Origin of the sequence: Caballeronia sp. dw_276 (assembly GCF_018449635.1) — a bacterium.
GTDB lineage: Bacteria > Pseudomonadota > Gammaproteobacteria > Burkholderiales > Burkholderiaceae > Caballeronia.
Genome location: NZ_JAAVUV010000006.1, coordinates 250,604 through 273,740, shown reverse-complemented (window position 1 = coordinate 273,740; position 23,137 = coordinate 250,604). Strand labels below are relative to the sequence as shown.

The following is a 23,137-nucleotide window of genomic DNA, read 5'->3' as shown; positions in this document are numbered from 1 at the left end:
TCAAACTAAATCAGCGTTTTCTACTGGCGCGGGGGCAACCGACTCAGTGGTTCCCTTCGCTAACAAGTAGTCAATAACCTGTACATAGTTTTCATAGGAGCCCATCATTGCGAACGCCGCCCTTATCTCGCGCTCCTCTTGAAACGATAATGAAGGCGCACAAACGGCTAACAGATGGTCAAAACGTCTGACCGAGTTCGCCACGATCCTTCGGCGTATTGCAGCGGAAAATACCATAACGAACACCAGAACACTTCCGCCGAAGTTCGCAATTACCAAAACCCGCCCAATATGATTTCGTTCTTCTTTAACTAACTTGCTTTCGATGGCAGCCTCTTCATCCGTCATCGACAAAATCCGTTGCTCATATGAGCCGTCATACAGATCCGCATTTTTGAAGATGGCGGCCGAATAGCCCAGCCAAAGCGAAGCACATAACGCAAGAAAGAAATAAAGAGTGACGCTCGCCGGTTCGATTTTTCGCTGAGCTACATCCCGGAAGAGCCGGTCCCGACTACTTCGGAAGCCCGACGTTACTAGCCATAGTGCACTTCGAGCAGCCCACGTTGCCGCCGGCTTAGAAATACGATCCCGAATAGTTGCCTGGACTAAGGGCCAAACAAAGATGCCGGCGATTAAAGCCATCCAACCCAGCGCGCCTTTCGGCAGCCAGCTTAAAATATCGCTCATTGACCAATCCTTTCATTGGAACCTGGCACGAAGATATGGCGCACGACTAAGTCGGCCGTTGTGTGCGCGCATTATATGAGCGTTCAGAGCCAAAACGGCACGCAATTTTGAACGTACTAGGATGGCCACATTCGGGCGCCTACGTTTCTTTGCCGCGAATCTTGCAGAGCACCGAATCGTTACCTAGCTACGTTTTCGTGAAATCGGCAGAAGTGAACCGACAACTTAAACAAAAAAAGGTAGAAGCCAGCCATCCCAAGAGTGAACAGCTTAGTTCGATCACCTTTTTCAGCGAAGTGCTTGACGGGAATGGTATGCAGATCATCCAGAAGCGCAATGTACTCACTATCTAGCTGACCACCTTGGGGAAGGTAAAAAACAGTCGTGACCTCTTGATTTCGGATTGACGTCAACTTCGCTTCTATCGTCTCGTTTTTAAGTCCCTCAACCTTCAACGCCTCGACGAAGCGTTGTAGGCGTATTAGAGGCGCAAACACTAGGCGAGGTGGAAGCGCCCTTTCGTTTGCTTCGCTGATGTCGCAACTATTGGATAAGACTATCCCGCGGATGTTTTTTCGGTCGCCCGTTTCAAATTGGATGACATCTAACGCCGTCCAACCATCCCCCTGCAACAGATCATCTTTATAGTCGTCAAGGTAGTAGTCGATCTTCCGAGGAAAATCTTCCAGCGCCTTCATCAAACCCTCTTGCCTCTCTTTCGTTAGATAGAACGGGATTTGATCTTTTAATTTTTCGGCACTGAATTGCATCATCAGTCAGCGTAAAGATCCCAAAGATTCTTTGCCAAGACGGCTTCAAACTCGTGTCCCAACGGCTGTTGAGCTTGGAGCAGATGACCGTAAAAAGCAGTCATACTCGCCTCAAAATGTCCGTCCGCAACGTCAAACGAGGTTTCACCGCCTATTAAGGCTGTATCAGCAATCTGGTCAACCACGTATGAGGCGTGGCGAGCGCTGGCCAAAGTAACTTTCGCAAGATCGGACACTGACCCAGCAGCCCCCGCTGCAGTGATGCTTACTGCCGCGATACTGGCGGCAAAAATCCAAGGCATTGCTCGACTTGGAGACACGTCCACCATCGGTTCGGCACCTACAAGCACATAATTACTCATAATCTGGCCCCAAAGAGTTGACGGTTTCCTGCTGCAACAGCTCAAAAAACAGTTCTTTGTTCGCTTCGTGTATCTCGTCAGCCGACGCTTTCAATTTCATTAAAAAGCTTTCAAACCTCATCGCCGGCGACAGGTCGCAGATGGAGTCAATATCGACGATCGCGCCGCTATTTCGCTGCGGTTGATTGGCAATCAGCATCTGCGCTGATCCAACTAAGTTGACTACATGTATGAACGCTCCGCGCACTAATTCGGTTCTAAGCTGGAATTTTTCGTGCTTTAATTTTTGGCCGCCGAGTTCGATTCCGAGATCGAGCATCGACAACGCCTCACCTGAATCCTTCGCGGGCAAAACATCCACGTATTTCATCGAGTACCGATGCACCGACAAGACCAACTTTAAAGCGTGAACCGTGTTCAATACCTTCTCAATGACAGGGCGAAACTCGGCCCAGCCAGGGTACGGAAGCTGACAACCTATTCCGAGTAATTCGTCACCCACCAGGATATAAAACTTGTCAATGAACACTTTTTGCGTCGGAAGCGCCCGCAGATTGGCGTCGGAAACGCGGATTGCCTCAGGTATATCGGCGGCTGACAACCGTTCTACACTCGTTCCGCCAAGCGTTGAGTAAAGGTAGCCGGGCAAGATGCTCGCAATCTGCGTTTTAGCCGCGAAGCGGATCTCGAAGATCGCATCGACAATCGGCTCGCTCTTGAGGCGGATAGGTAGTTTCATAGGTTCTCGGCCGGATTCTGCCATATGGTACCTTTGGCGCGCCAGAAAATCTAACGACTTTCGCCATTACCAAAGACGTGCCGCAAGATTGCTACCCCGTAAATTTGCATAGCGCATCAGCAGTTTCGTGCTCGAATGTCCGGTGATCTTGGCAATCTCGACATCGGACAGAGAGGTCTTTTCATAGAGCCGCGACGTTGCCTCGTGACGCAGATCATGGAACGTCACCTCTCCGCAGCCCGCGCCGTCGAAAATCCGGCCAAATTGCGCCGACAGCAACACGGTCACCTTCGCCAACGCTTTCGCGTCACGACTGCCGTCCCACCACGGGAAAAGCCGGTCGCTATCGAACGCAAACCCCTCCATTTCCTCATCGCCGGCCTTGACCAGCTCGACGTACTTTTGGTACGCCGCGATCGCCACAGTAGTGAGCGGCACCTGGCGCTTGCTTCCGTTCTTGGTTTTATCCAAGAAAACCGTCCGGCGCTCGATATCGACCTGCTGCGGGGAAAGCGTGTACATCTCTCGCAACCGCATTGCGGATTCCAGCGCGAGCTCGAATAGAAATACGAGTGCGGGGCGGTACTGAAGCTCGAAGGCTCGCTGCCGGTTCTCCGGCTTAACCTTAGCAAGGATGGCGCGAACCGCTTGCTCCGGGTCACCGTATAGTCGCTGATCCCGCTCGATGTCCTCTTTACCTTCCCTGCCTTGGCTCTTCACAGCGGCCGAGTCCTCATCGGTGTATGTCGCATAGCGCTTAGGCAGCAGCCGCAATGGATTAATCGGCAGAGACGGATTGCCGCTTTTGACCGTCCAGTCGAAACATCGTGCGAGCGCACCGACATAGTGGCGGATCGTGGATGGAGCCATTACGTCGCGTCGCTTCATGGCCGTGACCCAACGCTCAGTCCAATCGTAGTTGACGGACGTAAGCGACTGCCCTTTCCATCGCTCCAACAAAGTATTCAGCAGCGAGACGTCAGACGCCGGCAACGCTACCTTACCTAGATAAGCGCGGATCGCATCGTCGACAGTGACGACACTTCCGCGTCGGGCGACCAGGTCCTCCGGAAGAATGCCGGCATCGAGCAGTTGCTCGATACGCCTCACATATGCGTCGCCTTCATCCTCGTTTTCAAACGTGAGCGAAAGTGGCTTTGGCAGCAGGCCCTTGCGGCGGATTGTGTATTCCCACGTCCCAGATGGACGCAATCTCTTTGTCGACATAGCCCGCTACAAAACTCACGCCAACGGCCAATGAGCCGATCTGCGCGTGGTTTTGCATGTTTTTCGAGTGGTTAGAGAGGGCTTTTTACCACTTTAGACGGCGCATTTCCATATATGGAAACGGCTCAGACAAAGAAAAAGCCCTGAGTAATCAGGGCTTTCGCGTTTGAACCTTGGAGGCGCGAGCCGGAGTCGAACCGGCCTAAACGGCTTTGCAGGCCGCTGCATAACCGCTTTGCTATCGCGCCAGAAGCGGGGGCTACATAAAACGTACCGTATCTGACAAACCAATCCAGCCAGCACATGAATCAAGGCACCAAACAAAAAGGGAAGCTTTGCTTCCCCTTTTTGTGGAGCGGGAGACGAGGCTCGAACTCGCGACCTCAACCTTGGCAAGGTTGCGCTCTACCAGCTGAGCTACTCCCGCATCTTGCCTTGCAATCTACTGCTAATCGTCGACTTACCATTGCCGACGACCTTTGAATCTGGAGCGGGAGACGAGGCTCGAACTCGCGACCTCAACCTTGGCAAGGTTGCGCTCTACCAGCTGAGCTACTCCCGCATCTTGCCGACTTCTTCTGCCAATTTACTGCTTTTGTACTTCATCAGACGCCGCGTTGCGGTGTGTTGTTTCGCGTGCATCCGACAGAAACGAGATTATGGAGAAGCCCAACTTTAGTGTCAAGAGCTTTGTATGTGCCCCATCACTATTTGCTGCAATCAACTCTTTCACAATCCATTACAGCATGCCGCCGCGCTCTCGAATCTGCGGCCACGCGAGCTTCATGTAATAGAGCATCGACCAGACCGTGAGAAACGCGGCCACGTAGATCAGCCAGAGTCCCCAAACGCGTGTATCGATGACAATTGGCGTACCCGAAATCTTCAGCGGCCCGTAGAAAAGCAGCATGGGGATCGCGACCATCTGGCAGACGGTCTTGAACTTGCCGAGCGAATTCACGGCCACGCTCTTCGATGCCCCGATCTGCGCCATCCATTCACGCAATGCAGAAATGGTGATCTCACGCCCTACGATGACAAGCGCAATCACCGCATTCAGCCGCATCAGTTGCACGAGAATCAGCAACGCGGCGGTGACCATGAGCTTGTCGGCGACGGGATCGAGAAACGCGCCGAATGCCGAGGTCTGGTTGAGCTTGCGGGCCATGTAGCCATCGAGCCAGTCGGTCAGCGCGGCGAGCACAAAGACGACCATGCCGACCAGATTGCGATGGTCCGGGCTCATCATCATGTCCGGCAAATAGAAGACGCCCACGACGAGCGGAATCAGCACGATTCGCAGCCACGTCAGGAAAATCGGAAAATTAAACGGCATGGGCGTGACTCTTATTGAGAGGTGCCATTGTGCCGCGTCGACTTATATGTCACAAGCCGACGGGCCGGACGGCCGGACGTTGCGCTCAGTGCAACTGCCGGTAGATTTGCTCGGCCAGCGCCTGCGATATCCCTTCCACACTCGCAAGATCTTCCACGCTCGCCGCCTGAACGCCGCGCAACCCGCCAAAGCGCGACAACAACCGCTGACGCCGTTTTGCACCAATCCCTTCGAGCTCTTCCAGCCGCGAGGTCTGCCGTGTTTTCGCGCGCTTCGCACGCATGCCGGTGATCGCGAACCGGTGCGCTTCGTCGCGGATCTGCGCGACCAGCATCAGCGCCGCGCTTTCCTTGCCGAGTTCGAGCGGCGTGCGGGTATCAGCGAAAATCAGCGTTTCCAGGCCCACCTTACGCCCTTCTCCTTTCGCCACGCCGACCAGCATGCCCTGGTCGAGCCCCAGTTCGGCAAACACTTGCCGTGCGATCTCGACCTGCCCCTTGCCGCCATCGATCAACACGATGTTCGGCAAACGGCCGCCGGCGGGCGTCGGTTCGGCGACATCGGGTTCATCGGATTGCGGCGCTTCTGATGGATCGAGTTCGACCGGTTCCTCTGCGGCGCGTGCCGCAGCTTGCGCGACCATCTTCTCGTAGCGTCGGGTCAAGACCTGGCGCATCGCGGCGTAATCGTCGCCGGGCGTGATGCCGGTGATGTTGTAGCGCCGGTATTCCGCCGTCTGCATCTTGTGATGGTGATAGACCACGCACGATGCCTGCGTCGCTTCACCCATCGTGTGACTGATATCAAAACATTCGATGCGCAATTGCGCAAGGTCGTCCATCTCGAGGTTCAATGTATCCGCAAGCGAGCGCGTGCGGGCCTGTTGCGAGCCTTGTTCGGACAGCAGGCGCGCGAGGGCGAGCTTCGCGTTGGATTCGGCCATCGACAGCCACACGCGCTTTTGTCCCTGCGGCTGACGCAAGAGCGTGACCTTGTGCCCGGCCTGCTCGATCAACAGATCCACGAGTTCGCGATTGGCCGGCGCGTGGCTCACGACCAGCACCGGCGGCACGCGATTGCCGATGTAATGCTGCGCGATGAACGCCTCCAGCACTTCAGCCTCGAGCGCGCCCTGACGCTCGGATTCGCTCGCCTGATCCAGTCCTTCCACCGCGCCTGTTTCGGCGATCTCTTCTTGCATCTCCCCGGTCGTGGCATGCGCTTCGAAGTCCCGCTCGATCGCGGCCAGCGTGCCGGGCGGCAACGCAACTTCGCCGGCGCTCGCCTGAACCTCTTCGATGACGATACTTCCGATATCTTCTTCGGCGAGTTCCTCGGGCATCGCGTCTTCAATGGCGAGCGCCGCTTCCACGTGAGTCGGGAAATACGCTTTGTCGCCGAGATGACGCCCGCCGCGCACCATCGCGAGGTTCACGCAGACCTTGCCGCCGAGCGCCACGACCGCGAGGATATCGACGTCGTTGTCGCCGCCCACTTCGATGGCCTGCTGATGCAGCACGGTTGACAACGAACTCATCTGGTTGCGCACCGCGGCGGCTTGCTCGAATTTGAGATCGGCGGCGAACGCGTGCATCTTCTGCTCGAGTTCCTTCATCACTTCGCCCTGCCGACCGAGCAGGAACCGCGATGCATTCGACACATCGCGCGCGTAATCTTCCTTATCGATCAAACCGACGCACGGCCCCGTGCATCGGCCGATCTGATGCAAGAGGCACGGCCGCGTGCGGTTCGTGAAGACGGAATCCTCGCACGTGCGCAACTGGAACACGCGCTGCAAAATCTGGATACTCTCGCGCACGGCCCACGCGCTCGGGAACGGCCCGAAGAACTGATTCTTCTTGTCGACGCTGCCGCGGTAATACGCCATGCGCGGGAACGTATGGCCCGTCAGCTTGAGATAGGGATAGGACTTGTCGTCACGAAACAGGATGTTGTATCGCGGCGTAAGCGCCTTGATCAGATTATTCTCAAGCAACAGCGCTTCGGCTTCGGATCGCGTGACGGTCGTTTCAATTTTGCGAATGCGCGTGACCATCATCGCGATGCGCGGAGAAAGCAGCGTCTTCGTAAAATAGCTCGATACGCGCTTTTTCAGGTCGCGCGCTTTCCCGACGTACAGCACGTTGCCATTCTCGTCGTAGTAGCGGTACACGCCCGGCAGATGCGGAAGCTGGGCCAGGTTCTTTTTAGGGTCGAAAACGTCGGGTTCGGTCATGCAGGGGCGGTGTGCGGAGTTCGCGTTGAGTTCGCTCGGCGGCTTGGCGACCGGGACGCGCGAATCGTTATCTTCAAAAATGCCAGTTTAGTGCAAACCACACTCTGGCTCTTGTTCACCATCGATCAAGCGGTTCGTCGCCGCTCCAGCACTTATGCCCGCTTCAGTGGAAAATCCCCCGGTGTTTGCCGGCAATGCAGACCTCCGTATTGCCTGCGATATTTTTTGCGAGGTCATCGACAACTTCGGCGACATCGGCGTCTGCTGGCGCCTCGCGCGCCAGCTCACAACGGAGCATGGCTGGCAAGTGCGCCTTTTCGTCGATGACCTCAAGGCGTTCCACGCGCTCTGTCCTGCCGTCGACGCCGGGCTCGCACGTCAGGAAGCCGAGGGCGTGGTGATCGAGCATTGGCACGCGCCCACGCACGCAGGCGACACGCTGCAGATCGCCGATGTCGTGATCGAAGCGTTCGGTTGCGAATTGCCCGCCATCTACGTTACCGCGATGGCGCGCCGCGAACGCAAGCCCGTATGGCTGAACCTGGAATATCTGAGCGCGGAGGACTGGGTCGCGGACTTCCACCTGAGGCCGTCGCCACATCCGCGCCACGCGATCAACAAGACGTTCTTCTTCCCCGGCCTCGGTGCCGGCACCGGTGGCGTGCTGAAGGAGCGGACCCTCGACGCCGGGCGCGAAGCCTTCCAGCGTGACGCGTGGTGGCAGGAACGGGTTGGCATTTCGGCGCCTTCGGCGGATACGACCGTCGTCTCCCTGTTCGCCTACGAAAATCCGGCCATCGATTCGTTGCTGGAACAGTGGCGCGACTCGCCGTCGCCCGTCGCCTTGCTGGTGCCCGAGGGCCGTATCTCGGGCGCGATCGCGCGCTTTTTCGGCCTGCCGGGGTTTGCGGCGGGAGCGAAGGCTGAAAGCGGTTCGTTGAAAGCCTACGCGCTGGGTTTCGTGGAACAACCGCTCTTCGATGCCCTGCTCTGGGCCTCCGACATCAATTTCGTGCGTGGCGAGGATTCGTTCGTGCGCGCGCAATGGGCGCAAAAACCGTTCGTCTGGCAGATCTATCCGCAGGCCGACGATGCCCACCTGCCGAAGCTCGACGCCGCCCTCGCGCACTACGCGAATGGCTTGCCGGAGGGCGCCCGGACGTCACTGGAACGGTTCTGGCACGCCTGGAACGGCGCGGGCACGCCCGATTGGCCGGGTTTCTGGCGGTATCGAAGAGATTTGGAGCAGCGCGCCGCCGATTGGGCTCTGGAACTCGCGGGCATTGGCGATCTGGCCGGAAATCTGGCGGAATTCGCGAAATCTCAGTTAAAATAAGCGGTTATCCAACGGCTTGCAGTTCGGGGCAGGTACACAAGCGTACAGTTCCGGGCGGATTCCACGGTGGACGGGTGAACGTAGCCAAGCGAACACCCAGGCGTGCGGGATGGCGTGGGATGGAACAGGCAGGTAGCTGCAGCGCATCCAAATCTCAAAGCCGGCCGCCAGCACCGCAGCGATCAGGCTCAAATTTTCGTACAGGACAGTTTTTTAATATGAAGACCGCACAAGAACTCCGCGTCGGCAACGTCGTGATGATCGGCAGCGATGCCATGGTCGTGTTGAAGGCCGAATACAACAAATCCGGCCGCAATTCCGCGGTCGTGAAGATGAAGTTCCGTAACCTGCTGGCTAGCGGCAACATGGAATCGGTGTACAAGGCGGACGACAAGTTCGACGTTGTTCAGCTCGACCGCAAGGAAGTGACGTACTCGTACTTTGCCGACCCCATGTACGTGTTCATGGACGCCGACTACAACCAGTTCGAAGTCGAAGCCGACATGATGGGCGACGCCCTCCACTACCTCGCAGACGGCATGCCGTGCGAAGTGGTGTTCTACAACGAGAAAGCCATCTCGGTCGAATTGCCGACATCGCTGGTGCGCGAGATCATCTATACGGAACCGGCTGTCAAGGGCGACACGTCGTCGGGCAAGGTTCTGAAGACGGCCAAGCTTGCCACGGGCTTCGAACTTCAAGTGCCGCTCTTCTGCAACATCGGCGACAAGATCGAAATCGATACCCGCACGAACGAGTACCGCAGCCGCGCCTAACCCGGCGTCACGCTGAAGTCCGCAAAAAGCGCCCTTCGGGGCGCTTTTTCTTTTTGCTGAACATATTTGCCAATTCAGGCAAACTTTACCGGTTCATACATCGAAATTACGATCGAAACGTGTCACGAGATGCAATGCACGTTGCTAACTCACTGATTCGTCTACATCTCAACGATGGCACGAAACCTGCTGTGGATGTTGTGACCGCGCAAAGAGAAATAAACGCGTGGAATTTATCAACTTCCAACACAAGAAAAAATGCCGAATTCCAAAACCACTATCGCACGTCTCGTACTCGCTGCAGTTTGCGCTGTTCCCGCCATCGCCATCACGGCAGGTTGTTCGTCGACACCTACGCACGAATCGGCAGGCGAATACACCACGGACACCGCATTGACCACGAAGGTGAAAACAGCTTTGTTGGAAGATCCAGGCCTGAAGTCGCTGTCAGTGAGCGTCAAGACGTATCGAAGCGAAGTGCTGTTGTCCGGCTTCGTGGATTCTACGAACCAGATCCAGAAGGCGGTTTCGGTAGCTCGCGGCGTGGAAGGCGTGCAGTCGGTCAAGAACGATCTGCATGTGAAGCCGCAGTAAGCGCGTAAGGGCCGGTTTGCCTTCCGTAGCTTGAACCGGAAGCAACCGTGCCAGCGCAGAAATCAGTATCGAGTAAGCGCAGGACGAAGACCCGGCGATGAATAACGAGTACTGGATCGCAATGATGAGCTGAGATGAAGTCAGCCCTGGAGCGCGCCGGTACCGCCATTGCCTGGTTCCGACGCGTTCGCCGCCGAGTGTCGCCGCAAGAGCGACCGGCCTGGAACGCCATTCAGACCCATTTATTACGCCGTGTCCGCCATGCCACACGCTTTGATTGTCGAAGACGATCCGAACAGCCTTTCCGGCCTGTCCGCCATACTCGCGGCCGACGGTTTCTCCGTCGATACCGCGACCACGCTCGCCGAGGCGCGTTCCGCCTTGACGCGCTTCATTCCAGACGTAGTGCTGGTCGACCTGAACCTGCCCGATGGCAGCGGTCTCGACCTGCTCCACAACCTCCCTGCGCAACCGCCGGGCGGTGCGCTGCCCGTGATCGTGATGACCGGGAACGCGACCGTGGAAAGCGCCATTGAAGGCTTGCGCCAGGGCATCTGGGATTACCTGCTCAAGCCGGTGAACATTCCACGCCTGCGCAGCTTGCTCGCGCGCATTCCGCGTCCGTACGAACTCACCGAGGAAGTCGGCGCGTTGCGCAGTACTCTCCGCGAACTCGGGCATTTCGGCAGCATGCTGGGGCGGAGCGCCGCGATCCAGCACGTCTACGATTTGATCGAACATACCGCGCCGACCGAAGCCGCCGTGCTGATTTGCGGAGAAGCCGGCACGGGCAAGAAGGTCGCCGCGAAAACCTTGCACGAGATGAGCCGGCGCCGCAAAGGCCCGTTCGTTTCGTTCGACTGTTCGGCAGCCTCGGACAGCAACGCGCGTTCGATGGAAAGCCTGATGTTCGGCCACGAGCGCGGCGCATTTGCCGGCGCGGAAAACCGCGAGCCCGGCCTGCTCGAACAGGCGGGCGGCGGCACCCTGTTCCTCGATCAGATTGATGCATTGCCGCTCGCCCAGCAAGAAGCGCTGTTGCGCGCGCTCGACTCGCAGACGTTCATGCGCGTGGGCGGCAGCAACAAGATCGTGACGGATTTCCGGCTGTTGGCATCGACGAGAATGCCGCCCAAAGACGCCGTCGCCGATGGCAAATTGCGCGAGGATCTGTTCCAGCGTTTGAACGCGTCGTCGATTGCGTTGCCGCCGTTGCGCGATCGCGGTGACGATATTGCGCTGCTCGCCGAGCATTTCGTCTATGAGCTGAATCGCGAGAACCACGTGAGCGGGATCACGAGCGGCGCGCCCAAACGAGTGAGCCCGGATTTCATCCGCGAATGCCTCGCAGCCGAATGGCCGGGCAATGTGCGCGAATTGCGCGATCGCGTTCGACGCGCGTATCACGCGTCCGGCGACGTGATCGAAACCCTTCGCGCCGATGAACACACAAGCGCAGGCGGTCGTGGCCTGAATGGCACCAGCGTCCAGGTCACTGTGGGAACAGCGCTCGCCGACGTCGAAGACATGCTGATTCGCGCGACGCTCGAAGCCGTTGGCGGCACGCGGCACAGGGCGGCGACGTTGCTTGGCATCAGTCCGAAGACGCTTTACAACAAGCTGCAGCGCATGAAGCTGGAGTAATCGGGCTTGCGCCCGAAAAAAAGCCGGTGGTTTCTTTCGAAGAAACCACCGGCTTTTGCATTCAGCCCAGTGCGCTTTTGACCAACGCCAGCGCCTGCTGATATTCGACCTGCGACATCAGCTTGTTCCAGCGCCACGGGTGCCCTCTCGGCCGCATGCGTTTCAACCGCGTTTGCGATGCCTTCGTCTGCTGGAACGTCAACCGGTCGAGAACTTTTCCAGCCTCTTCCGGCTGGTTGCAGATCAACACCATGTCGCAGCCGGCGGTGAGCGCTGCGGTCGCGGCTTCGGTCAGCGTGCCGCCTGCACGGGCGGCTTCCATCGATAAATCGTCGCTGAAGATCGCGCCATTGAATCCGAGCTTGCCGCGCAAGATGTCCTGCAGCCAGACGCGCGAAAAGCCGGCAGGTTTTTCATCGACCTGAGGGTAGATCACGTGCGCCGGAATCACCGATGCCAGCGACATGCCCAGCCAGTCGTACGGTTTGGTATCGGCGGCGAGGATGTCTTCGAGCGAACGATCGTCCACCGGCATGGCGACATGCGAATCCGCCGATGCAAACCCGTGTCCCGGAAAGTGCTTGCCGCAATTCGCCATGCCCGCGAGCGCGAGGCCGTGGTTCAGGCTCTTCGCGAGCATCGTCACCACGCGCGGGTCGCTGTGCATTGCGCGATCGCCGATCACCTTCGAGTGCCCGTAATCCAGGTCGAGCACCGGCGTGAAACTCATGTCGATACCGCACGCCCGCAACTCCGCCGCAAGCACGTAACCAAACGCGGTCGCGGTTTTCGTGGCGAGCAATACGTCGCGATCCCAGAGTGCACCGAGCTTGCCCGGCGCGGGGAGGACCGTGAAGCCATCGGTGCGAAAACGTTGCACGCGACCGCCTTCGTGATCGACCGCGATCAGGATGTCGTCGCGCACCGCGCGAATCGCGTCGGTCAGCGCAACGAGCTGCGCCCGATCCTCGAAATGCCGCGTGAAGAGGATGATGCCGCCGGTCATCGGATGGTCGATACGGCGGATGTCGGCGTCGGAGAGCGTGGTGCCGGCCACATCGAGCATGACCGGACCGGGAGTGCGTTTTAACGAGTTCAAATTGGAAGCGAGAAAGTCAGGGGTTAGTAGTCTTACACATTCGTTTCCGCAATCACGAACGATACCGCGTAGTCGCGTTCATCGGTGATCGTGACCTGCGCCGTGATGCCACGCGCCTTCAGCCATTCGGCGAGTTCGCCCGATGCCACCACGATCGGCTTGCCGCTCGGCTCGTTGAGCGTCTGGACGGCGCGCCAGGTCATCGGCCAATGCATGCCGAGGCCGATCGCCTTGGAGAACGCTTCCTTCGCCGAAAACCGCGTCGCAAGAAACGCCAGGCCGCGGACTTCCGAACGCGCCTTTCGCGCGTGATAAACGCGCAGTTCGTCGGCGCCGAGCACCTTTTCGGCGAAGCGCCCTTTCGTGCGCTCCATGACGCCGGCAATGCGGCTCACCTGGACGAGATCCGTACCGATTCCGTAGATCGCCATGGTTTTATCGTGACGATGTGGCGGCAAGACGCGACGCCACCATGATTGCCTTCATCTCGCGCACGGCGTTGTCCCAGCCGGCAAAGATCGCGTGCGCGACGATCGCATGCCCGATGTTCAGCTCCACGATGCCTTCGAGCGCCGCGATCGGCTGCACGTTCGTGTAGTGCAGACCGTGTCCCGCGTTCACTTTCAGCCCGAGCGAATTGCCAAAGTCGACGCTGCGCGCCACGCGCTCGTATTCCTTTTGCTGCGTGGCTTCGTCGTGCGCTTCGGCGTAGCAACCCGTATGCAATTCGATCACCGGCGCGCCCGCTTCATGCGCTGCGCGAATCTGGGTCTCATCGGCATCGATGAAAAGCGACACCCGCGCCCCTGCCTGCCGCAGTTGCTCGCACGCGGCTTTCACGGCGTTGAACTGGCCGGCGACATCGAGACCGCCTTCGGTCGTCAGTTCCTGGCGCTTTTCCGGCACCAGACACACGTCATGCGGACGCACGCCGCACGCGATGTCCAGCATTTCCTGCGTCACCGCGCATTCCAGGTTCATCCGCGTTTTGAGCAGAGGACGCAGCGCGTGGACATCGGCATCGAGAATATGACGGCGGTCTTCGCGCAGGTGCAGCGTGATGGCGTCAGCGCCCGCTTCTTCGGCTTGCAGCGCGGCGCGAACCGGATCGGGGTACTGGGTGCCGCGCGCGTTGCGCAGCGTGGCGACGTGATCGATGTTGACGCCCAGGTCGATCACATTCGCGGGCGACGAAAGAAAGAAGCTCATAGGTTTTGCAAGTCGATCAAGATTTGACGGGTGGCGAGCGGCGTGCCGCCAAGATACACGTTCAACAGAAAGCGCATCAGCGTTTTGCTCTGCGCGGCCGTCTGCGGGCGGCTGTATTCGTCCTTCTCCATATCCAGGAGGGTTTGGCCCGAAATCACGGGCCATTGCGACGGGACATCGTCCGATGCTTCGCGCACGCCGCGTTCGGGATCAAACACGTATTTTCCACCGGCGATAACCGGCTGACGCGTGATGGTTCTGTTCAGCGCCATCGCGTAACCGGTCTCGCGCAGCAACACGCGCTCGAACGAACGCAACGCGTACAGCGCCGGTTCGCCGTGCGCGAGACGCGACAATGTCAGCAAGTAATGATTGAACAGCGCGGGATGCGCGTCTTCGCGTGCGCAGAACTTGACGAGCAATTCGTTGACGTAGAAACCGCACAGCAAGGCGTCGCCGGCGAGCGGCAACATGCCGCCGACCCATTCGGCCTGGGTCAGAGTGCGAACCTCGCCCTTTCCCGTCCACGATAAACCCAGCGGCTGAAACGTCTGCAACACGCCGCGCAATGCGGAATGCGGTCGCTTTGCGCCCTTGGCGACGAGCGCGACGCGGCCGTGATCGCGGGAAAATACATCGAGAATCAGGCTCGTCTCGCGATACGGATAACTATGCAGGACGAACGACGGCTGCTCCGCGATACGAAAGTCCGAGCGCGGCGCGGCACGCGGCGGTCTGGGCGCCTTGGGTTCTTTGGGTTCTTTCGGATCTTTAGGTGCGACGGCTTTCGATGAAGCGGCGCGCGTCCCGCGCTTTTTCGGCGCGGGCGTGGAAGGCTCGTCGACGCTGAAGTTATTGTCGGCGAGCGGATCGGAGTCGGCGTTGGAAGACTGGGTCATCCACGCGTCATTCGTACCCATAGGCGCGCAGTCCCGCTTCGTTGTCCGCCCAGCCGCTCTTCACCTTGATGAAGGTTTCGAGGTACACGGGGCCATCGAAAAGCTTTTCCATGTCGAGGCGCGCCTCAGTGCTGATCTGTTTCAGCTTGGCCCCCTTCTGGCCGATGATCATCGCCTTGTGGGTATCGCGTTCCACCAGGATGGTCGCGAAAATACGGCGCAGGCGACCTTCGGTTTCCCATTTGTCGATCATCACCGTGCTCGTGTACGGCAACTCGTCGCCGGTCCAGCGGAACACTTTTTCGCGCAGGATCTCGGCGGCGAGAAACCGCTCGCTGCGGTCCGTCAGATCGTCCTCGCCGTAGATGGGCGAACCTTCCGGCAGATACGGCTTCACGACCGTCATCAGACGCGTGATGTCATCCGGATGCTTCGCTGTCATCGGCACGATTTCCTTGAAGTCGTGCAACGCGCTCATCTTCTGCATGAAGGGGAACAACGTCTCTTTGTCGTTGACGTGGTCCAGCTTGTTCGCGATCAGAAGGCACGGCGTGTCGTTCGGAATCAGGTCGAGCACTTTCTGGTCGTCAGGTCCGAAACGGCCCGCTTCGATCACGAACAGGATTGCATCGACCGCCGTCAGCGTGGACGTCACCGCGCGGTTCAGCGATCGGTTGAGCGCGCCGCTGTGCTTGGTCTGGAAGCCGGGGGTATCGACGAAAATGTATTGCGCGTCGTCCAGCGTATGAATCCCGGTGATCCGATGCCGCGTGGTCTGCGCCTTGCGCGACGTGATGCTGACTTTCTGCCCGACGAGCGCGTTCATCAAGGTCGATTTGCCGACGTTCGGCCGGCCGACGATCGCGACCATGCCGCAGCGGAAACCAGGGGGAGTGGGAGCGTTCATAGATGTTTGCAGCTGCAGATTCGTTGGGACGCGTGGCGTCGGGAGTGTGGCGCTTTCGGCGGCCGGTAATTCGAGCGTTCGGCTATGGCTTCGTGCGGTCAATGACCGGCATCGGCCGCGCGTGCAACGGGTTCATCGGCACTCGCTTCCGCGTGCGCCTCGACGCTTTCCTCGGCTTTCGCAGCGACTTCTTCGCGCGGACGTGCGGGGGACGCGGGTTTGTCGATGACCGGCGATTCAGCGCCCGGCTTGCTCGCCGACTTTGCCGCGGCTTTTTCGGCGTTCTTTTCCACCGGGTTGTGCACAGCGTTATCCACCGGCTTTTCAGTGCTTTCGCTACGCGGCGCAGACGCCTCGGGCGCGCCCTTCTCAGCACGTTCCACCCGGCTGATCGTAGCGCGCTCGGCTTTATCGCCCGATGACTCGACGTGCGATGCACGAATCACCGCCAAAGGCGCCGTGGCCGGACGCTCGGGATCGTTATGCGTGTTGCTGTTGGCCGCGCTCGCCCGCGCACGCTCGCGCCGGTCGGGGGCACGCAGATCCAGCGCAGCCTGAACCCCTGTTACGCCGGGCACGACTTCCTGTTCCGCGAGTTTCGCGGCGCGGGAACCCTTGCGCTTGGGTTTCGTCGTCAGCGCGGGCGTTGCCGATGCCAGTTCGTCCAGCGCCTTCTTCGCCGCGGCCTGTTCCGCCGCACGGCGGCTGGCGCCAGAACCCGAGACTTTCACGTCGAGCTTCGGCACCGTGCATTCCACCTCGAACTGCTGGTTATGCGCGGCCCCATGCGTTGCGACGACGGTATAAGTCGGCAACGCAATCTTGTGCCCCTGCAGATACTCTTGCAGCAACGTCTTCGCATCCTTGCCGATAGTGCGTGGATCGATGTGATCGAGGATCGGCGTATAGAGCCGTTTGATGACCTGAAGCGCCGCGTCGAAGCCGCCGTCCAGGAAAACCGCGCCGAAGATGGCCTCGAGCGTATCGGCCAGGATGGACGGCCGGCGGAAGCCGCCGCTGCGCAATTCTCCTTCGCCCAGCCGCAGGGCCTCCGAGACGTTCAGCGCCTGCGCAATCTCGTAAAGCGACTGTTGCTTGACCAGATTTGCGCGAACGCGAGAAAGATCGCCTTCGTCGAGTTTTGCGAATCGTTGGAACAAAAGCGCAGCCACCACGCAATTTAGAACGGAATCTCCGAGAAATTCGAGTCGTTCATTGTGCGTGGCACTGTGACTGCGATGGGTCATCGCCTGGCGCAGCAATTCCGCATTGCGAAATTCGTACTGAAGCCGGCTTTCCAACGGGGTTGAGGGCATGGGCAGAGTATAACGCGGGCGCCGCGAGCGGCGATTTTGGCCGGGAAACGGCTGAAAAACGAAAAACCGAAAATAAAATTCAATACGGCACGTGCACGTTAGGCGCTTTTCTTCGTGCTGTTTCTAAGGTGCTTTCAACGCATCCATTAACGACTACGCCGCGTTATCCCGCGGCGTAGTTTGTCAAACCTTTACACAACCATGGCGTGCTTCAATGGAATGAGCCGATGCGCTTCAAACTGCTGAAGTTCATCCAGATAAAGAATGCGCGACCGACAATATTCGCGTCAGGGACAAAACCCCAATAGCGGCTGTCCGCGCTGTTATCGCGATTGTCGCCCATCATGAAGTAGCTGCCAGGCGGCACCTTGCAGATCACGCCTTGCGCGTTGTAATTGCAATTGTCGCGATTCGGGAAATCATCGGCGCCGATCACGAACGGCGGTACTTGCGCGTTGTTCAGAATGGCGTTCTTGCGGCCATCCAGATCTTCTTCGAACTGCTTTGCATAACCAATGCGTTCGTCATCGAAAAAATCGGGCAACGACGTTTCGGGAACCGGCTTGCCATTGATGGTCAGCTTCTTGTCCTGATACGCAACGGTGTCGCCGGGAAGACCAATCACGCGCTTGATGTAATCCACGGATTCGTCTTTCGGGTAACGGAACACCACCACGTCACCGCGTTTAAGCGGCGTGCCGCTCGTCAGTTTCGTGTTGCTGATAGGCAGGCGCAAGCCGTATTCAAATTTGTTGACCAGAATGAAGTCACCGACCAGCAACGTCGGCACCATCGATCCCGACGGAATCTTGAACGGCTCGACCACAAACGAGCGCACGACAAAAACCACGAGGATGACCGGAAAAAAGCTTGCCGAATATTCCAGATACCAGGGCTGGCGAAGCTTTTCATCGCGCAGACGGGCGCGCGTTTGCGGCGCGTGTTCATCGGCGAAACGGGGTTCGAGGCGTGCCTGCTGTTTGTCGAATTCGGCTACCGCTTCATCTGCCGCGCGCCGCCGTTGCGGCTCGAACACCAATTTATCGAACACCCAAGCGATCCCCGTCAAGACGACGAGTATCAAAAGAATCAACGCAAAATTCATCAATCGTTTCCGGTTGTTTTATTAATCTTCGACGCGAAGAATCGCGAGGAAAGCTTCTTGCGGAATCTCGACCGAACCGACTTGCTTCATGCGCTTCTTGCCGGCCTTCTGCTTTTCCAAAAGCTTTTTCTTTCGGGAGATATCGCCGCCGTAGCACTTTGCCAGAACGTTCTTACGCAATGCTTTAATGTTTTCCCGCGCGATAATATTTGCGCCGATGGTCGCCTGGATCGCCACGTCATACATCTGCCGCGGAATCAGCTCGCGCATCTTCGACGCCACTTCGCGTCCCCGGTGCTGGCTCTGCGACCGGTGCGTGATGACCGACAACGCGTCGACCTTGTCGCCGTTGATCAGCATGTCGACCTTCACCACGTCCGACGCACGATATTCCTTGAACTCGTAATCCATCGACGCATAACCGCGCGACGTGGACTTCAGCCGATCGAAGAAATCGAGCACGATTTCCGCCATGGGGATTTCGTACGTGAGCTGCACCTGACGGCCGTGATACTGCATGTTGATCTGCTGGCCGCGCTTGCCCGTGCACAGCGTGATCACCGCGCCCACATACTCCTGCGGCATGTACAGGTTCACGGTCACGATCGGCTCGCGCACTTCCTCGATGTATGAAGGCTCCGGCATCTTCGCCGGGTTCTCGACCTGGATCAGCTCGCCGTCGCGCTTCACGACTTCGTACACCACGGTTGGCGCCGTGGTGATGAGGTCCATGTCGAACTCGCGCTCAAGACGTTCCTGCACGATCTCCATGTGCAGAAGGCCGAGAAAGCCACATCGGAAACCGAAACCCAGCGCTTGCGAAACTTCCGGCTCGTATTGCAGCGACGAGTCGTTGAGCTTCAGCTTTTCCAGCGATTCACGCAGCGCGTCGTACTGGTTTGCTTCGACCGGATACAAACCCGCGAAAACCTGCGGCTTCACTTCCTTGAAGCCGGGCAACGGAGTTTCCGACGGACGGGCGACGGTGGTAACGGTGTCGCCAACCTTGGCCGCCTGCAATTCCTTGATACCGGCGATGATGAACCCCACCTGACCCGCCGACAGCGACGCCAGATTCGTGGATTTCGGCGCGAACACGCCGAGATGCTCGACCGGATAAACCGCGCCGGACGCCATCATCTTGATTTTGTCTTTCGGGCGCAGCGTGCCGTTCTTGATGCGCACGAGCATGACCACGCCGACGTAATTGTCGAACCAGGAATCGATAATCAGCGCCTGCAGCGGCGCGTCCGGATCGCCCTTCGGCGGCGGAACCTTGGCGATCAGCGCTTCGAGCACATCGGCCACGCCGAGGCCGGTTTTGGCGCTGCAATGCGTTGCATCGGTTGCATCGATACCGATTACGTCTTCGATTTCCGAAATCGCGTTTTCCGGGTCGGCGGCCGGCAAGTCGATCTTGTTCAACACCGGCACGACTTCCACGCCGAGTTCGATCGCCATGTAGCAATTGGCAACCGTCTGCGCTTCCACGCCCTGACTTGCGTCCACGACCAGCAGTGCGCCTTCGCACGCGGAAAGCGAACGGCTGACCTCGTAAGAGAAGTCGACGTGTCCGGGGGTATCGATGAGATTCAGGTTATAGACCTGACCGTCGCGCGCCTTGTACGTCAAGGCCGCAGTTTGCGCCTTGATCGTGATGCCGCGCTCGCGCTCGAGATCCATGGAATCGAGCACCTGCGCGTCCATCTCACGGTCGGACAAGCCGCCGCATAGCTGGATGATGCGGTCGGCCAGCGTCGATTTGCCGTGGTCGATGTGCGCAATGATCGAGAAGTTACGAATATGATTCATTCAGTGCCGATCAAGCAAAAAGGCGCGCCCAGACAAACGCGGAGCACGCCTTGAAAATGGGGTGAAAAACCCTTCGATTTTAGCCGAAAAGGAGGGGGGACGGGAATTTACGTTTACCGCGCGGCGCTTGATGCCCTTATCGCGCGACGCCGGCGAGCGCCCGCCTTACGCGTGGTTCGTCCAGCCGGTAGTGACACAACTCGACGCCATCGAACACCAAAACGGGCACGAGTTCGTCGTAAAGCGCTTCGAGCGCCGGATCGGTATCGATATCGATCCATTCGATTGCCACGCCGAACTCTGCCGCAATCGGCTCGAGTTCGGCACGCAAATCCTCGCAAAGATGGCACCACGCGCGCCCATAAAGCTTGAGCGCGCGCATGACGGCCTACTTCTGCGCGCGCGGACGCAGCGGCACGAATTGCGTGTTGTCGCCACGACGCACGAGAACCGCGACCATCTTGCTCGGATCGACGTTCTGCGCGACCGCATCGAATTGTTTTGCGCTTGTGATATCCGTGTCGCCGATTCGCAGGATGATGTCGCCCTTCTGGAACCCGGCACGCGATGCCGGGCCTTCGACAGCTTCCACCTGCACGCCGTTGCTGATCTTCAGCGACTTCTTCTGGTCGGCCGGAATATCGCTCACCGCAATCCCGAGCGCGTTGCTCGGCGCCCGTTCTTTCGGCGGCGCCGGCTTCTTGGCTTCGGCTTTCGTGACCTTGTCCGGCTGCATTTCCGCGATGGTGATCGGCAAGTCGCGCGACTGACCCTTGCGCCAAACGGTGATCGTCGCTTTCGCGCCCGGCTTCGTGTCGCCCACCATGCGCGGCAAATCCGTCGCCGTCGAGACATCGTGGCCGTTGTATTTAAGGATGATGTCGCCCGGCTGGATGCCGGCCTTGTCCGCCGGACCGCCCGGTTCCACGCTGCTCACCAGCGCCCCTTGCGCCTTCGGGAGCCCGAGCGAATCGGCCACTTCCTTCGTCACTTCGCCAATCGCCACCGCGATACGGCCGCGCACCACCTTGCCGCCGGTCTTCAGCTGATCGGCCACGCGCATGGCTTCATCGATAGGAATCGCGAACGAAATCCCCATGAAGCCGCCGGTACGGCTGTAGATCTGCGAGTTGATGCCGATCACTTCACCGGCCATGTTGATGAGCGGTCCGCCGGAGTTGCCCGGATTCACCGCTACGTCGGTCTGGATGAACGGCAGGTAATCGCCGGTGTCACGCCCCTTGGCGCTGACAATGCCCGCGGTCACGGTGTTATCGAGGCCGAAAGGCGACCCGATCGCGAGCACCCATTCCCCAACGCGCACCTTGTTCGAATCGCCCATGGTGATGGCGGGCAGGCTCGTCGCCTGGATCTTGACGACCGCGACGTCCGTGCGTTCGTCGACGCCAACCAGCTTGGCCTTGAATTCGCGTTTGTCGGTGAGCGTGACGTAGATGGTGTCGGCGTCATCAACCACGTGGGCATTGGTCATCACGTAACCATCGGCCGACATGATGAAACCCGACCCTACGCCGCTGCTTTGCTCGGAATTGTCCTGGCTATCCGGGCTGTCCTGCGGTGCGCTGCGATTCCCGCGGCCGCTGCCCCCACCGCTGTCGCCGCCTTGATCGCCGCCGCCACTTCCTCCGCCGTTCCCGCCGCGAGGCGAACCTGGTGAACCCGGCGTGCCGGGCATCGGGATGCCGAAGAAGCGCCGGAAGAACTCCGACATGTCGCCGTTGTCCATGCCGGGCGGCAAGCCGCGCAGATCGCTGCTGCTGCTCACGCGCGTGGTCGTGCGGATATTCACAACAGACGGCCCGACCCTGTCCACGAGCGTGGTGAAGTCGGGCAGATTCACGATCGGCACTGCGCCAGTCGATGCAACCGGCGTAGCGGCCGGCGCGACTGCCGGTGTCGTGGCGCCCGATGCCGCCGTTGCCGCGGAAGTCGCAAGCGGCAGGCACGCAGCAAGCGCCGCGGCCGTGAGGAAGGTGCGCAGCGAGAGGTTGCTCATATCTTGGTGGGCCGAGGAATTACTTGGAAGGCTTGTATTCTATGGCAGAAGCAAATTGCTGCAACGTGGCTTGGGGCACTTCACCTAACAAGGTAATCCAGAAATCCCCGCGACGCTTGACCAGTACGTGTGTCGCGCCGCTATTGCCGGCGCCTTCCTTGCGTGAATTCTTTTCCACCGGCTCGACAAAAATTGAGATTGCCGCCAAGCCGTCGGAGAAAACGGCTTGATCAACGGGAATGGGCGGCTGCCCTTCTTCACGCGATGCCATCGGCCGGCGCAACTCGCGAATCTCGCGGAAGCCGGGGACGTTCGGGGTAATTTTCCAGCCTTGCGCCTGCATATCGACCGGTTGGACTGGCGGACGCACGACCGTCCATCCGTTTATGTTCTTGATCCCGTTTGCAATTGCCGACCGGTCGACCGTGCCGCCAATCCTGACTTGCGAGAATGAAAGCTGTTCCAGGACCTGGCCATCAGGACCGAGCGTCTGGGCGCGCAGCAGGAGACCGGTCTTGATATCCGACCAGAGCTTGTAAGCAAACCGCCAGGCGTCTTTCGGATCGAGCTCGATGACCTGGCTATCGATACCCGCGACGCGGTCCGCACCGAGCATTTTCGGCTCGTAGACGGCCAGGACCTGCTCGCCGCCGGTAGCCAGCAGCGACGGGAACGAATCCTTGTTCTGGCGTTTTTCGACGACCAGGAGATGACGTTCGGGCACGAACGTGTACATGTCGTCGTCGTGGCGAAGCATCTTGCGAGGCTTGCCGTCGAGACTTTCCAGCGACTCGTACTCGCCGTCGCTGCGCGTTGCCGAGTGCGTAATCCGTGACGACTGCACCGTTGTCCCGCGCTGGTAGACGAAGGTGCCCTCGTAGTTCTGCTGCTGTGCGGCTTCGTGAATCCGGTTGAGCAGGTCCGCAGCGGACTTGCGCTGGGCGGCCGAATCGTCGCCCTGAGCCCAAGCACCCGATCCCGCGGATAACAACGCAGCTGCGCAGAACAACAAGACCGGCAGCCGCCCCCAATGAGTCGTTTTCTTCAACCGCACAAGTTGCAT

Annotated in this window: 22 protein-coding genes and 3 tRNA genes; 4 read left to right on the top strand and 21 right to left on the bottom strand. The window is 59.1% G+C overall.

Annotation, left to right across the window (positions count from 1 at the left end; translation table 11 throughout):
• The 10 genes from HB633_RS14980 to uvrC all read right to left on the bottom strand — a co-directional run bounded on the left by HB633_RS14980 (nt 1) and on the right by uvrC (nt 7,360).
• Nucleotides 1-690: a hypothetical protein gene (locus tag HB633_RS14980; protein WP_213778848.1), complete on the bottom strand. Its 690-nt coding sequence runs from the start codon at nt 688-690 to the stop codon at nt 1-3.
• A 179-nt stretch (nt 691-869) separates the two neighbouring features.
• Nucleotides 870-1,463, bottom strand: a complete 594-nt coding sequence (locus HB633_RS14975) for a hypothetical protein (RefSeq protein ID WP_213778847.1) — start codon at nt 1,461-1,463, stop codon at nt 870-872.
• Nucleotides 1,463-1,822, bottom strand: a complete 360-nt coding sequence (locus tag HB633_RS14970) for a hypothetical protein (RefSeq protein ID WP_213778846.1) — start codon at nt 1,820-1,822, stop codon at nt 1,463-1,465. The genes HB633_RS14975 and HB633_RS14970 overlap by 1 nt, the downstream gene beginning before the upstream one ends.
• Nucleotides 1,815-2,561 carry a TIGR04255 family protein gene (locus HB633_RS14965; protein ID WP_213778845.1) on the bottom strand — a complete coding sequence of 249 codons (747 nt, stop codon included), beginning with the start codon at nt 2,559-2,561 and terminating at the stop codon, nt 1,815-1,817. Before HB633_RS14965 ends, HB633_RS14970 begins: the two co-directional genes overlap by 8 nt.
• 66 nt (nt 2,562-2,627) lie before the next feature.
• Nucleotides 2,628-3,788: a site-specific integrase gene (locus HB633_RS14960; RefSeq protein WP_213778844.1), complete on the bottom strand. Its 1,161-nt coding sequence runs from the start codon at nt 3,786-3,788 to the stop codon at nt 2,628-2,630.
• A gap of 174 nt (nt 3,789-3,962) precedes the next feature.
• A tRNA-Cys gene (locus tag HB633_RS14955) sits at nt 3,963-4,036 on the bottom strand.
• Between the two features lie 103 nt (nt 4,037-4,139).
• Nucleotides 4,140-4,215, bottom strand: a tRNA-Gly gene (locus HB633_RS14950).
• 59 nt (nt 4,216-4,274) lie between these two features.
• Nucleotides 4,275-4,350: transfer RNA gene (locus tag HB633_RS14945), tRNA-Gly, on the bottom strand.
• Between the two features lie 177 nt (nt 4,351-4,527).
• A complete protein-coding gene (pgsA, locus tag HB633_RS14940) occupies nt 4,528-5,124 on the bottom strand; it encodes a CDP-diacylglycerol--glycerol-3-phosphate 3-phosphatidyltransferase (RefSeq protein ID WP_213778843.1) in 597 nt (198 codons plus the stop codon).
• Between the two features lie 85 nt (nt 5,125-5,209).
• Nucleotides 5,210-7,360 carry an excinuclease ABC subunit UvrC gene (gene uvrC / locus HB633_RS14935; protein ID WP_213778842.1) on the bottom strand — a complete coding sequence of 717 codons (2,151 nt, stop codon included), beginning with the start codon at nt 7,358-7,360 and terminating at the stop codon, nt 5,210-5,212.
• A 154-nt stretch (nt 7,361-7,514) separates the two neighbouring features.
• Here uvrC and earP point away from each other — a divergent pair, with 154 nt between their 5' ends.
• The 4 genes from earP to HB633_RS14915 all read left to right on the top strand — a co-directional run bounded on the left by earP (nt 7,515) and on the right by HB633_RS14915 (nt 11,710).
• Nucleotides 7,515-8,696 (top strand): elongation factor P maturation arginine rhamnosyltransferase EarP, encoded by a 1,182-nt coding sequence (earP, locus tag HB633_RS14930; RefSeq protein ID WP_213778841.1) that lies wholly within the window; start codon nt 7,515-7,517, stop codon nt 8,694-8,696.
• Nucleotides 8,697-8,914: 218 nt separating this feature from the next.
• A complete protein-coding gene (efp, locus tag HB633_RS14925; RefSeq protein WP_056354324.1) occupies nt 8,915-9,472 on the top strand; it encodes an elongation factor P in 558 nt (185 codons plus the stop codon).
• A gap of 258 nt (nt 9,473-9,730) precedes the next feature.
• Complete coding sequence (locus tag HB633_RS14920; protein ID WP_213778840.1) at nt 9,731-10,066, top strand: BON domain-containing protein; 336 nt, start codon at nt 9,731-9,733, stop codon at nt 10,064-10,066.
• Nucleotides 10,067-10,327: 261 nt separating this feature from the next.
• On the top strand, nt 10,328-11,710 hold the full coding sequence (locus HB633_RS14915; protein ID WP_213778839.1) for a sigma-54 dependent transcriptional regulator: 1,383 nt from the start codon (nt 10,328-10,330) through the stop codon (nt 11,708-11,710).
• 61 nt (nt 11,711-11,771) lie between these two features.
• Here the strand turns inward: HB633_RS14915 and nagZ are convergent, their stop codons facing one another.
• From nagZ to HB633_RS14860, 11 genes are all read right to left on the bottom strand, one after another.
• Nucleotides 11,772-12,776: a beta-N-acetylhexosaminidase gene (nagZ, locus tag HB633_RS14910; RefSeq protein ID WP_213779088.1), complete on the bottom strand. Its 1,005-nt coding sequence runs from the start codon at nt 12,774-12,776 to the stop codon at nt 11,772-11,774.
• Nucleotides 12,777-12,841: 65 nt separating this feature from the next.
• On the bottom strand, nt 12,842-13,240 hold the full coding sequence (gene acpS, locus HB633_RS14905; RefSeq protein WP_056354336.1) for a holo-ACP synthase: 399 nt from the start codon (nt 13,238-13,240) through the stop codon (nt 12,842-12,844).
• A gap of 4 nt (nt 13,241-13,244) precedes the next feature.
• Complete coding sequence (gene pdxJ, locus HB633_RS14900; protein WP_213778838.1) at nt 13,245-14,018, bottom strand: pyridoxine 5'-phosphate synthase; 774 nt, start codon at nt 14,016-14,018, stop codon at nt 13,245-13,247.
• Nucleotides 14,015-14,938, bottom strand: a complete 924-nt coding sequence (gene recO / locus HB633_RS14895; RefSeq protein WP_213778837.1) for a DNA repair protein RecO — start codon at nt 14,936-14,938, stop codon at nt 14,015-14,017. Before recO ends, pdxJ begins: the two co-directional genes overlap by 4 nt.
• A complete protein-coding gene (gene era, locus HB633_RS14890) occupies nt 14,925-15,824 on the bottom strand; it encodes a GTPase Era (protein ID WP_213778836.1) in 900 nt (299 codons plus the stop codon). Before era ends, recO begins: the two co-directional genes overlap by 14 nt.
• A gap of 98 nt (nt 15,825-15,922) precedes the next feature.
• Nucleotides 15,923-17,140, bottom strand: a complete 1,218-nt coding sequence (rnc, locus tag HB633_RS14885; RefSeq protein WP_213778835.1) for a ribonuclease III — start codon at nt 17,138-17,140, stop codon at nt 15,923-15,925.
• 211 nt (nt 17,141-17,351) lie between these two features.
• Nucleotides 17,352-18,245, bottom strand: coding sequence for a signal peptidase I (gene lepB / locus HB633_RS14880; RefSeq protein WP_213778834.1), 894 nt, complete (start codon nt 18,243-18,245; stop codon nt 17,352-17,354).
• Between the two features lie 21 nt (nt 18,246-18,266).
• Entirely contained in the window at nt 18,267-20,057 is a 1,791-nt protein-coding gene (gene lepA / locus HB633_RS14875; protein ID WP_213778833.1) for a translation elongation factor 4, read from the bottom strand.
• A gap of 136 nt (nt 20,058-20,193) precedes the next feature.
• The gene (locus HB633_RS14870; RefSeq protein ID WP_213778832.1) at nt 20,194-20,439 is read right to left on the bottom strand and encodes a glutaredoxin family protein; all 246 of its coding nucleotides are present in this window, start codon (nt 20,437-20,439) and stop codon (nt 20,194-20,196) included.
• A gap of 6 nt (nt 20,440-20,445) precedes the next feature.
• Nucleotides 20,446-22,074: a DegQ family serine endoprotease gene (locus HB633_RS14865; RefSeq protein ID WP_213778831.1), complete on the bottom strand. Its 1,629-nt coding sequence runs from the start codon at nt 22,072-22,074 to the stop codon at nt 20,446-20,448.
• A gap of 19 nt (nt 22,075-22,093) precedes the next feature.
• A complete protein-coding gene (locus HB633_RS14860) occupies nt 22,094-23,137 on the bottom strand; it encodes a MucB/RseB C-terminal domain-containing protein (protein ID WP_213778830.1) in 1,044 nt (347 codons plus the stop codon).